Source organism: Paenibacillus aceti (genome assembly GCF_003614185.1).
In the GTDB taxonomy this organism is placed as follows: Bacteria; Bacillota; Bacilli; order Paenibacillales; family Paenibacillaceae; genus Fontibacillus; species Fontibacillus aceti.
This window is the reverse complement of record NZ_KZ987724.1, coordinates 1660066-1671959: the sequence shown is the minus strand read 5'-3', so window position 1 is coordinate 1671959 and position 11894 is coordinate 1660066. Positions and strand designations below refer to the sequence as shown.

Here is an 11894-nt window from a genome sequence, read left to right as displayed (position 1 = left end):
TACTGCCTGGCAGTATGGGGGATGCATCATAAGGAGCCGATCATGAGTACATATCTTGTTAAACGTCTCACTTATATGATAATTATTTTATTCGCCGCTTCCTTGCTTATATTTTGCTTATATGCCTTTACCCCTGGTGATTTCATAAGCGGCAATTTGAAGCTCAGTCCGGAACGCAAGGAGGAGCTCCGACAAATATACGGACTTAATAAACCGGTTCTAGAACGCTACGCTATATGGATGAAGAACGCCTTCCACGGTAATTTCGGATATTCATTGGCCCAGCAGAAGCCGGTTCTGCAGCTTTTTAATGAATATATCTGGAACTCCTTCTTGCTGGCGATTGTATCAACCTTCTTTACCTGGCTGATTTCCGTCATTATCGGTGTCATCGCCGCATACAAGCAATACTCCCTGTTCGATTCCTTAATCATGGTCATTATCTTCGCCGCCATGTCGATTCCGTCCTTCTTCATCGGCCTGCTGTTAATCAAGGGCTTCGCGGTCGATTTGAAATGGCTGCCTCCTGGGGGCATGACAACGACAGGCAGCAACGCGACCGGGCTCGCTTATGTTAAGGAAGTGATTCAGCATATGGCGCTGCCGGTTATGGTCATGACGCTGCTTAGCCTCGGTTCCTTAACCCGTTATTTCCGCAGCAATATGATCGATGTCATCAAGCAGGATTATATCCGGACGGCCCGGGCCAAGGGGCTGAAGGAACGCAAGGTCCTGTTCACACATGCTCTGCGCAATGCGCTGCTTCCGGCGATCACTCTGGTGGGCTTCGAGCTGCCGGGCTTGTTTGGAGGTTCTTTGATCATTGAGAAAATATTTAACTGGCCCGGAATCGGCCAGCTCTATATGTCTTCCTTCTCATCGCGGGATTATCCGCTATTGATGGGATTTACGATGTTCATTGCCATTCTGACGGTGATCGGGACTTTGCTGTCGGATTTGCTCTATAAACTGGCTGATCCACGAGTCAAACTATAAGGAGGTCATGTGCCCTATGTCAGCTGTAAGTGGTAATCTGGCCTCCGGAGGAGCGAAGACGCCTGTGAAGGCGCCAGTCGCGAAGTCTTCGCTGTGGAGGCAATCGATCAGACGCCTTATGAGAAATAAGCTCGCTGTTAGCGGGTTTGTGACGGTTGTATTTATGATTTTACTATGCTTTATCGGTCCGCTCTTCTCGCCATACTCGGGCAATCACAACAATCTGGCGATGATGAATAAGCCGCCGAGTGCCCAGCATTGGCTCGGAACGGATAAGCTGGGACGCGACATTCTGACCCGGGTCATGCTGGCCGGCCGCATCTCCTTGACCGTCGGCTTCGCGTCGATGGTTCTATCGGTATTCATCGGTTCCTTGCTGGGCGCGATTGCCGGTTATTATCGCGGCGTTGTGGATCAGATCATTATGAGGATCGCGGATCTGCTGTTGACGATTCCCAGTCTGCCGCTGCTGTTCATCGCCGGGGCGATGCTGTCGGCATGGAAGGTTCCGACGGATTACCGGATGTATATCGTCATGCTGATGCTCAGCGTCGTCGGCTGGCCGGGACTGGCGCGGCTGGTCAGAGGCGAGATGCTCAGTCTACGGGAGCGCGAATATATGCAGGCGACGATTGTGCTCGGGCTGCGGGATCGCCGTAAGCTGTTCCATCATTTGCTGCCGAATATTACGCCGCTCTTGATCGTTATCGCCACATTGAATATCGGCGGCTCGATCCTGATGGAATCGGTGCTGAGCTTCTTCGGGCTCGGCGTCATTCAGCCGACCCCGACCTGGGGGAATATGATCGATGCGGCTAACAACCTGATCGACTTCCAGGAGAGACCATGGCTATGGGTTCCGCCGGGGCTATGTATTTTCATCACAGTCATCGCGATCAATATTTTTGGCGACGGGCTGAGAGATGTGCTGGATCCCAAACATAAAAGGTAGGTGGCAGTGATAATGGCAAGTCATTTGCTTGATATTGAGCATTTAAGCACTTATTTCTATACAGAGGAAGGGACTGTGAAGGCGGTCGACGATGTCAGCCTGCAGGTACGCAAGGGAGAGACGGTCTGCATCGTAGGTGAATCCGGCTGCGGGAAGAGCATCACTGCGATGTCGGTGATGGGTCTGATTCAAGGCCCTTCGGGTAAGGTAGTCAGCGGCAAAATAGATCTAGAGGGAACAGATCTGCTCAAGCTGAACAGGAATGAGCGTCGGGTCATCCGCGGCAAGGAGATCGGGATGATCTTCCAGGAGCCGATGTCTTCGCTGAATCCGGTGCTGACGATCGGGCAGCAGATTATGGAGCCGTTGATCGAGCATTTGCGAATGAGCAAGAAGGAAGCCCGTAAACGGGCGATTGAATTGATTGAGCAGGTCGGCATTTCGCGGGCGGAGCAAATCGCCAATTCCTATCCGCATGAGCTTAGCGGGGGCATGCTGCAGCGGATTATGATCGCGATCGCCATCTCTTGTGAGCCGAAGCTGTTGATTGCCGATGAGCCGACCACGGCGCTGGATGTGACGATTCAGGCGCAAATTCTCGACATCCTGCGTAATTTCCGTGAAGAGACAGGCATGTCGATTCTGCTGATTACGCATGATCTGGGAGTCGTGGCCGAGATGGCCGATTATGTGATCGTCATGTATTCCGGTAAGGTGGTCGAGGAGGGCGAAGTGACGGAATTGTTCGCGAATCCGCGGCATCCCTATACCCAAGGCTTGCTGAAGGCGAAGCCGATTCTGAATCAGCGTCAGGATGAGCTGTATTCCATACCGGGGCAAGTGCCTAATCCGTTAGATCTGACGGAATCCTGCTATTTCCATGATCGCTGTGAGCATTGCCTGGAGATCTGCAAAGTACAAGCCCCTGAGCTGCAGGAGTTAGGCACGGAGCAGAAGGTCGCTTGCTGGCTGTATGAGAAGGAGGCGACTGCTCGTGTCTGAGCCATTGTTGGAAGTCAATCATTTGAAGAAGTATTTTCCGATCAAGGCAGGTCTGTTGAATCGCACGGTCGGTCATGTGCGCGCAGTAGATGATATTAGTATTGCTATCCAGCCCGGGGAGACCTTCGGACTCGTCGGGGAATCCGGCAGCGGGAAAAGTACAGTTGGGAAAAGCATCGTGCGTCTGACGGAGAAGACAGCCGGGGACATTATCTTTAAGGGGCAGGACTTATATACCTTATCCCCTCAGGAAATGCGCAAAATTCGTCCGCAGCTCCAGCTGATCTTCCAGGACCCGTACGGCTCGCTCAATCCGCGGGTCAGGGTCGGGGATGCGATCGGCGAAGCGCTGATTGACCATGGCCTTGTTCCGGCGGGAGAGGTGAGGGAGCGGGTCGAGGAGGTATTGGCCTCCTGCGGTCTATCTTCCTATCATATCGACCGCTTCCCGCATGAATTCTCCGGCGGACAGCGGCAGCGGATCGGAATCGCCCGCGCGCTGGTGCTGAATCCGGATCTGATCATCGCGGATGAGCCGGTTTCGGCGCTGGATGTGTCCATTCAGGCCCAGATTATTAATCTATTCCGTCATTTGCAGGAGACGCGCGGCCTGACCTATCTCTTTATCTCGCATGATCTGAGCGTAGTAGAGCATCTGTGTACGCGGATCGGGGTGATGTATCTCGGCACGATGATGGAGACGGCGCCGCGGGATGAACTGTTCAAGAATCCGCTTCATCCCTATACGAAGGCGCTGTTATCCGCGGTCCCGATCCCGATTCCGAAGCTGAAGCGGGATAGAATCGTGCTGAAGGGCGATATTCCGAGCCCGGCCAATCCGCCCTCCGGCTGCAAGTTCCATACACGCTGTCCGTTTGCGGTAGAACGCTGCAAATCCGAAGTACCGGAATTTCGCCATATGGGCAGCGAGCATTATGTCGCTTGCCATTTGGTTTGAAGCAGCGGCGACCATATCCTACCTCGAAAATCCCGGAAAAGCCTGCGACTTTGCAGGCCTTCCCGGGATTTTTCGCGTTATCTAGTTTATAACGAAACAGGGTATCGCTAATTGCGTCAAAAGAGGCGTTTTCCAAATCTAACGAAACGTGGCATCGCTATTGGGGCTAATTAGAACGCCCAAGCGCCTTGCTTGAAGATCGGTTCCTCTGAACCATCCTCTGTCACACCGAAGATATCCATTTCTCCAGAGCCGACCATGAAATCTTCATGGGCGAAGCTGGAGTTCAATCCGGCTGCGTTAAGCTCCTCTTTGCTCATCGCTTTGCCACCTTCCAGGTTGAAGGCATAGGCATTACCGATGGCCAGGTGATTGGAGGCATTCTCATCGAACAGCGTGTTGTAGAATAGAATGCCAGATTGGGAAATAGGTGAGCCATGCGGTACGAGCGCTACTTCCCCAAGATAATGGGAGCCTTCGTCCAGCTCGATTAAATGCTTAAGCACGGATTCGCCGACTTCTGCCGAGCTATCGATAATACGGCCATTTTCAAACGTTAATTTGAAACGGTCGATGATGTTACCGTTGTAGCTCAGCGGCTTCGTGCTAGATACTGTACCGTTCACACCGGTCTTGAGCGGTGCGGTGAACACTTCCTCCGTCGGCATATTGGCCAGGAAGGTGTTGCCTTTCGCGTTGATGCTCTCGGCTGCCACCCAGATATGTCCTGCAGGCAGCTCGATGCTCAAATCGGTACCGGGTGCGATGTAGTGCAGCTTCTTATACCTCTTGCTATTCAGATAGTCCGCTTTCTCCGACAGGTTCTTGATATGCTCGCGCCATGCGGCAACCGGGTCAGGCTGATCGAGGCGAACTGTACGGAAGATCGCTTCCCACAGGGCTTCAACCTGCTTATCCTGCGGCAAGTCCGGGAAGACCTTGGCAGCCCAGGCTTGGGACGGCACAGCGACGATCGACCAGCTGAATTTGTCCGCCATTTGCAGCGCACGGTACTTGCTCATTGCCGCTCCATAGGTTTTCTGATGGTTCGTAATTCGCGTTGTCGATACGCCATTAAGAAGATCCGGATCAGAGGAGATGACATGGAGTATGGCAGCGCCGTTCTCGACCAGCTCTAGCATCTCACCGGCATACCATTTAGGCTCGTCCAGGAATGATTCTTCAGCAGCCATGTCGTAACGAAGACGGGTGACGGTATCGTCGCTCCAATTCACCTTAACTGTTCTTGCGCCTGCCTCATAGGCTTTTTTCACGATCAAACGCACAAGTTCTGCAGAATCAACGGAAGCATTGACGACCAAGGTTTGGCCTTTCTGCACATTTACACCAATCTTGACCGCAAGCTCGGCATACTTCTGCAGCTTCTCTTGAAAATTTTCAATAGCCATAGTTACTCCTCCAATAAAAAGGGTTATTCTGTTATCATACTACGATTTACCGTTACTATCCAATAAAAGAACTTGGTTTAATCAACCGATGGTAATTTTTCCTTCCGGATAGCGAATCAGATCTTTCTTAGGCTTAGGCCTAATAGCATAGGCGAGTGTCAGCGGTCCGATCCGCCCGATGAACATGACGAAGCATAGGATGATTTTGCTAATTGTTGTAAGCCTTGGCGTCAGATCCAGACTCAAGCCCGTCGTAGCAAAGGCGGAGGTCGTCTCGAATAGAAGGGGAAGAAACTCCCTGTCTTCGAGCGCCGATAGGGCCATTGCTGCAGAAATGACCAGGAATAGAGACATCAGGGTCTGCGTAATCGCGCGAAGGATGGATTCCTGAGGCAGCCGCTTCTTGAAGAAGACGATATCCTGCTTGCCTCGGATCATGGAATACACTGCGCCGAGTAAAATGGCGAATACAGTGACCTTGATCCCGCCTCCCGTAGAACCAGGCGCCGCACCGATGAACATCAGCAGCACGAGGAAGAATTGAGTAGAATGCTGCATGGCACTGACATCCACTGTACTAACCCCTCCAGATCTTGAACTGATGGAGTGGAAGAAGGAGGCGGTTATTTGCTTGCCGAGCGGCAGCTCCCCGAGCGTAGCCGGATTGAAGATCTCGATGACGAAAATAACCAGCGCCCCGATAGCGATCAGGCAAGCGGACATGGTCAACACGATCTTCGAATGCAGCGATAATTTCTTGGACTTGGGGAATTGCAGCAGATCATGAATGACGATAAAGCCGATCCCACCCAGGAAAATCAGCAGCATAATCACGATATTAATAAAGGGATCATTGCGGAAGTTACTGAACCCGCTTGCGTCGTAATGCGAGCCGAACAGGTCAAATCCGCCGTTGTTGAATACGGATATACTATGAAAGATCCCGAAATATATCGCCTTGCCGAGCGGCATTTCCATGGCCCATCTGGCCGAGAGCAGCAGAGCTCCTATGCCTTCGATCGTTACCGTATAGAGGACGACGCGGCGGATCAGCATCAACAGGCCGTCCATGGAATTGTAATTGATCGCTTCTTGCAGCACGAGTCGGTCCTTCAGCGTAATTCGCCGATTCAGAGCCAGGGCGATGAGCGTGCCGAAGGTCATGAACCCGAGTCCGCCCAACTGGGTGAGCGACAATATTACAATCTGACCGAATAGGGTAAAATGAGTACCTGTATCCACGACAGCCAGTCCGGTTACACAGGTAGCCGAGGTAGCGGTGAAGAAGGCATTCACTATATCTAAACGACGCCCGTTAACAGAAGAAATGGGCATGTACAATAGAAAAGCTCCGATAATGATAATAATACCGAAACCGTAGGATAGAATCTCAGCCGGTGTAAGAGAGCGCGGCTTCTTTTTTTGCTTGGACAACGGATGTTCACCTCATAATTCTAGTTATTGCTATTGAGCAAAAAAATGGTACGATATTGCAATGAGGAGGTGCTTCTGCCTCGAATTACGATTATAATTGAAAAATGCGGAAATATCGAATCATTTTCACTCCCCATAATTAACTGACAAAGGAGCTACCCAGCATGAATATGAAGATCTTACAGGCTGAAATGCATAAAGAAGAAGACGGGAGCTATCTGGGCAAGACGGTGTTTCAGATTGAATCGCATAAGGCGGATTATGAAATCACCTTCTTCAGCAAGCACCGCTGGGACTGGGATTACAGCCTGCATTACGCGAAGGAACCGGGAATCGAAGAAGAACTTTTGGCCGTTGACGAACGGATTGAACAGGACGACGAATGGTTCGATGCTTTGCTTGATGCTGCCTGGAATACATATTCTGAAGCCTAGAATAATCATAGATATCTAATTATCATGGACTAAAGGTGGTGACCGCCTATTATGATGGATAGACCCTATTACCGGAGAAGCCTCGGTATTATTATGGCGCTAACGATCATCTATTTATTATCCAAGGTCCGGTTTATATTTAATCCACTTGTGACGATGGTTCAGATTCTGATCGTGCCGCTGACCATCTCTGCCTTCTTATATTATCTGCTTCGTCCGATCGTCATTTATTTGGAAGAGAGGCGGATGAACCGGATCTTGTCCATTCTGCTGATCTATCTCATGTTCGCAGGCGTGATCACGATCTTCCTGGTCGTTGTCTGGCCGCCGCTGCAGTATCAGATTACGGAGTTCATCAATAATGTGCCGAAGCTAGTCTACGGCTTGCAGAGCCAAATGAACGAGATCCGTGAGAACCGGTACTTCTCCATGGTCAACAGCTCAGACCTGCCGATTACGAACAAGCTGATGGAATATGCCAATTCAGCGATTCAAGCGGCGAGTGGATATATATCGCATATATTCAGCTTCCTGAATGATTTCGTCATCGTCGTCGGTACCGTGCCGATTATGCTGTATTACATGCTGAAGGATGACCATCGGGTTCGGCCGATGCTGGTCAGCGCGCTTCCTGACCGTTACCGTGAGGACGGGGATCAGGTGCTGCAGGAAATCGATAATATGCTTCGAGGATTTATCGCGGGGCGGATGATCGGTGCTGTCGTCCTTGCTGTAATGACACTGATCGGATTTTGGATTATCGGGCTGCCATATCCATTAATGCTCTCGTTAATCATGGCTCTATTCAGCTTTATCCCTTATTTCGGTTCGCTGCTGGGGTCTATCCCCTGTGTCATCGTCGCCTTCACGATTTCTCCGGCTATGGTGATCTGGGTGATAGTCGTTGTAGTCGTATCTCATCAAATAGAGGCCAATCTGATCTCGCCTTATATTTACGGTAAGACGATTAATATTCATCCGCTCACGACGATCGTGCTGCTGCTGATTGCCGGGGATTTCGCCGGGATATTAGGGATGTTGCTAGCGATTCCCGTGTATATGATGCTTAAAATCGCTGCCATCCGTGCCATTAAAATGTTCAGAACCCAGAAAACGTAAATCCGGTGTGAGATTTTTATCATGTAACCGTGATCAATATCATATCTCCATCCTGCATCATAAGAGATGATTAATTTACTAATATAGTATGAGTTCAAAAAATCCGGAAATGGACTTTTTGAACGATCCTTAAAATAGAAATTATACTCTCGGGGGATGATATTTATGGCGGTAACCGCCAAAGCTGGGAAGTACTTCTACGCCTGGAGCAAAATACTCCCTGACGGCTCCTTCTGCCTGTCGGATCAAGCCCTGAAGGAATATTTCATTTCGCCAGAATCCAATGTGATTCTGATGTCAGGCCGGAATACGTTGAAGGGGTTTAGCGTTCTCTGTAAAGAATTAATCTCTAATTCTCCGCTTGCTTCCATTTTTAATAATGTACCAGAGGTTCAGAATTTTTCGATTCCGGCGGGGGAAGCGATCGCCTTCAAGCAACGTCTCTTCTGTTGGGCGTATCTGGACAAGGACAGGTATATTCAACTGCCGGAGGAGACCTGGCAGCAATTTGGAGTGTGTCCTGGGGATCAGCTGCTTAGCATGCGGGCGAACCACCTTGGGTTTGACAATTTATCCGAGGGTCCGTATATTGAGTTAGCCAAGCAAATCCGTGATATGATCGTGTATGAATAAGAGCAGTAATCAGTGCTTTATGTTATAGATCGGATGGGGAGTGCTTCTGCCTTTTAGTGCGGAAAGTGCTCTTTTTTTCTCAAAATAAGCAGGATCACCTGCATCTGGATCAGAGAGGGAGTATACACATGTTTGACCCGACCATATTTGAAAACCTAAAGGTTGTACTCGAGGGCACCGTGTATGATCTCGATCTGAGAGGACAGCTCCATGTTGTTGGGCGTCAGGATCGCGTCGAATTATCCACGATGTCTCGCTATTATGCGCTTCGTTTCTGCCTGCCGGAGAAAAAGCAGATTCACGCCGAGCTTCGTCTCTGGGCGGATACAGCCGATCTGGCCGCGGAAATTATGGAGCTGAGTCAGCATAAGCCGGGCTGTTCCATGCAGCCGGTATTCTATATCCCGGTCCGACATCCGGAAGAGGAGTGTCCGCGTATTGTCCGCTACGCCGAGGAAATATGGGGCGCTCGCTATGAACCCTTACTGGAGATCAGGACAGTCTACGGCAACAAGGAAGCACCGCATCTGCTGAAGCTGTCGCTGCAATTTCACCGCAAGTTTGGTGAGGAGATTGTCGATGATTTTGACTCGTTGCTGGAGCATATGATGATTCTGCTGGACCGGCTCTAAAATATATCCTATTGACATTTCCACACTAGTGTAACTATCATTGTTACAATGGATAGCGAAAGGGGGAGATACTCATGACGATCAGTTCAAGATTCGCCGTGGCTATTCATATATTGTCGCTGCTGGAACTGAACAAAGATGGCGTCTCTACTTCGGAATACATTTCTGGAAGTGTCAACACGAATCCAGTTGTTATTCGCCGGATTATGAGTATGCTGAACAAGGCAGGACTGACCCATGTGCGCCCAGGCGTAGCCGGAGCCAAATTAGCTCGCGAGATGTCGGAGATCACCTTGCTTGATGTATACCGGGCAGTGCATGTAGTCGAAGAGGATGGCCTGTTCTCCATGCATGAGAAGCCTAATCCGGAATGTCCGGTGGGGCGGAATATTCAGGCTGCGATTGAACCGATCTTCTCGGCAGCGCAGAAGGCGATGGAGGATACTCTGGCGAAGATCACGTTACAGGATATCGTAGAGGATATCGGGGAGCAGGAAGCTAAAAGCTGTGAATGATAGAATGATAGAGCAGAAGCGTTAAGGACATACTTCAAATAACCGGGGTGGCGTAGGCTGCGCCGGTTATTCTATCTTTTCTGTGATCGAAGGAGCCGAGATTCTATGTTGAAGATTTTAATAATAGAGGACGAACCATTCATTAGAGAAGAGCTGGAAATTCTGTTGCGAAATGCAGGCTATGAGCCGATCTGTACCGACAACTTTCTGACGGCAGAGGACGAGGTGAAGGATAACAATCCTGATCTGGTATTGCTCGATATTCATCTCCAGGAATACAGCGGCTTCTCCATTTGCACCAGCATCCGCAAGTTTTCCAAGGTCCCTATCATTTTTATAACCGGGAGAAATACATCGATTGACGAATTGCAGGCATTTACTCTCGGGGGCGATGACTATATATCCAAGCCGTATCACCCTTCCGTGCTGTTAGCCAGAATATCCGCTGTATTGAAGCGGACCCGGGGTCAGGGGCGAGACGAAGAGCAAATGCTCGAATATAAGGGGCTTACCCTCGATCTTCGCTCCTACAAGATCAGATATGGCGCCAGCGAGGAGGAATTATCCAAGAACGAATTCAAGCTGCTGCATTACCTGTTCCAGCGCAGAGGCGAGGTTGTTCCCAGATTGGATATCATCGAGTACCTGTGGGATCAGGATGTATTTATCGATGATAATGCCCTTAGTGTCAATATGACCCGACTCAGAAGCAAGCTGGAGCAGCTGGGGGTGACGGATTTGATCAGAACCAAGAGAGGGGTAGGGTACCAGATATGAGCTTGGGCAAATATGTACAGGATAAAATCATACTGATCCTTATGAACGGAATCGGTGTGTTCCTCCTCTCTCTCTATCTGCTGGCGGTTGGGAATAGCCGGGTCACGGTGAGCCTTATCGCCGCAACATGGATCATAGCATTTCTGAGCTGGGCTGCGGTCAACTATCGGGGGCGGAAGCGCTATTTTGACAATATCAACCGATTAATGTCCAAGCTTGATCAGCCTTATCTAGTGCAGGAATTTATGGAGAACTCCTGGCGGCTGGAGGATCAGCTGTATCGGGAAATCCTCAGACGATCCAACAAAGCGGTGGTCGAGCGTATCTATCAGTTGGAGAACGAACAGAAGGAGTATCGTGAATTTATTGAAGGCTGGATTCATGAGGTCAAGCTTCCCATCACCGGCATTCGCCTGGCTTGCCATAATCAGGAGCAAGGGAATAACAGGCGCATCGAGAGATATCTGACCGAGCTGGATCATGATGTGGAGCAGGCCCTATTCTATGCCCGGTCTGATCAGGTCTATCAGGATTACATCATCAAGGAGACGGAATTAAAGGCCGTCTTACTGAATGTATTGAAGAAGAACAAATATGTAATGATACATCATCAGATGAGCGCTGAGGTGGAATGCGATGGGATCACGGTATTTTGTGATGGAAAATGGCTGGAGTTTATCGTAGGGCAGATTCTGCTGAATGCTGTGAAATACAAGCGGGAGCAAGAAGGCAGAGGGATGATCTCGTTCCGGGCTGAGCCGACGGCAAGCGGAGTTAAGCTGATGATTCGGGATGACGGAATGGGCATAGCCGCTCCGGATCAGAGCCGTATTTTTGACAAGGGCTTTACAGGCTCCAACGGCCGGAGCAGGGGGAAGTCCACAGGGATCGGTCTGTACCTTTGCCGGAAACTGTGCAACAAGCTGGGGCTTGAGATCGGCGTTCAATCACGGGAAGGAGAGTATACAGAGATCACGCTGCTCTTTCCCAAGCATCCTTTCCTTTCAAAACTGAAAGATTCATGAAAGATAAC

Annotated in this window: 13 protein-coding genes; 11 read left to right on the top strand and 2 right to left on the bottom strand. The window is 50.1% G+C overall.

Going from position 1 to position 11894, the window contains the following annotated elements; genetic code table 11:
• The first annotated feature begins 42 nt into the window (after window positions 1–42).
• Genes BFJ94_RS07310 through BFJ94_RS07295 form a run of 4 tightly spaced genes read left to right on the top strand, consistent with a single transcriptional unit; the run spans window position 43 to window position 3908 of the window.
• Window positions 43–996, top strand: a complete 954-nt coding sequence (locus BFJ94_RS07310) for an ABC transporter permease (RefSeq protein WP_120465137.1) — start codon at window positions 43–45, stop codon at window positions 994–996.
• Between the two features lie 16 nt (window positions 997–1012).
• Window positions 1013–1948, top strand: coding sequence for an oligopeptide ABC transporter permease (gene opp4C / locus BFJ94_RS07305; protein ID WP_120462062.1), 936 nt, complete (start codon window positions 1013–1015; stop codon window positions 1946–1948).
• A 12-nt stretch (window positions 1949–1960) separates the two neighbouring features.
• Window positions 1961–2950 carry an ABC transporter ATP-binding protein gene (locus BFJ94_RS07300; protein ID WP_120462061.1) on the top strand — a complete coding sequence of 330 codons (990 nt, stop codon included), beginning with the start codon at window positions 1961–1963 and terminating at the stop codon, window positions 2948–2950.
• The gene (locus BFJ94_RS07295) at window positions 2943–3908 is read left to right on the top strand and encodes an ABC transporter ATP-binding protein (RefSeq protein WP_120462060.1); all 966 of its coding nucleotides are present in this window, start codon (window positions 2943–2945) and stop codon (window positions 3906–3908) included. Before BFJ94_RS07300 ends, BFJ94_RS07295 begins: the two co-directional genes overlap by 8 nt.
• A gap of 170 nt (window positions 3909–4078) precedes the next feature.
• Here BFJ94_RS07295 and BFJ94_RS07290 read toward each other — a convergent pair whose 3' ends face one another.
• Window positions 4079–5311, bottom strand: a complete 1233-nt coding sequence (locus BFJ94_RS07290; RefSeq protein WP_120465136.1) for an aminopeptidase — start codon at window positions 5309–5311, stop codon at window positions 4079–4081.
• A gap of 87 nt (window positions 5312–5398) precedes the next feature.
• On the bottom strand, window positions 5399–6751 hold the full coding sequence (locus BFJ94_RS07285; RefSeq protein WP_120462059.1) for a TrkH family potassium uptake protein: 1353 nt from the start codon (window positions 6749–6751) through the stop codon (window positions 5399–5401).
• 164 nt (window positions 6752–6915) lie between these two features.
• Between BFJ94_RS07285 and BFJ94_RS07280 the strand changes: the two genes are divergently transcribed.
• The 7 genes from BFJ94_RS07280 (at window position 6916) to BFJ94_RS07250 (ending at window position 11886) form a co-directional block, all read left to right on the top strand.
• Complete coding sequence (locus tag BFJ94_RS07280; RefSeq protein ID WP_120462058.1) at window positions 6916–7185, top strand: hypothetical protein; 270 nt, start codon at window positions 6916–6918, stop codon at window positions 7183–7185.
• A 51-nt stretch (window positions 7186–7236) separates the two neighbouring features.
• Window positions 7237–8304, top strand: a complete 1068-nt coding sequence (locus tag BFJ94_RS07275; protein ID WP_120462057.1) for an AI-2E family transporter — start codon at window positions 7237–7239, stop codon at window positions 8302–8304.
• Window positions 8305–8469: 165 nt separating this feature from the next.
• Complete coding sequence (locus BFJ94_RS07270; protein WP_120462056.1) at window positions 8470–8937, top strand: hypothetical protein; 468 nt, start codon at window positions 8470–8472, stop codon at window positions 8935–8937.
• 128 nt (window positions 8938–9065) lie between these two features.
• The gene (locus tag BFJ94_RS07265) at window positions 9066–9569 is read left to right on the top strand and encodes a hypothetical protein (RefSeq protein WP_120462055.1); all 504 of its coding nucleotides are present in this window, start codon (window positions 9066–9068) and stop codon (window positions 9567–9569) included.
• A 74-nt stretch (window positions 9570–9643) separates the two neighbouring features.
• Window positions 9644–10084, top strand: a complete 441-nt coding sequence (locus BFJ94_RS07260; RefSeq protein ID WP_120462054.1) for an Rrf2 family transcriptional regulator — start codon at window positions 9644–9646, stop codon at window positions 10082–10084.
• 105 nt (window positions 10085–10189) lie between these two features.
• Window positions 10190–10861 carry a response regulator transcription factor gene (locus BFJ94_RS07255; RefSeq protein ID WP_188831407.1) on the top strand — a complete coding sequence of 224 codons (672 nt, stop codon included), beginning with the start codon at window positions 10190–10192 and terminating at the stop codon, window positions 10859–10861.
• The gene (locus BFJ94_RS07250) at window positions 10858–11886 is read left to right on the top strand and encodes a sensor histidine kinase (RefSeq protein ID WP_229716912.1); all 1029 of its coding nucleotides are present in this window, start codon (window positions 10858–10860) and stop codon (window positions 11884–11886) included. Before BFJ94_RS07255 ends, BFJ94_RS07250 begins: the two co-directional genes overlap by 4 nt.
• Window positions 11887–11894: the final 8 nt, after the last annotated feature.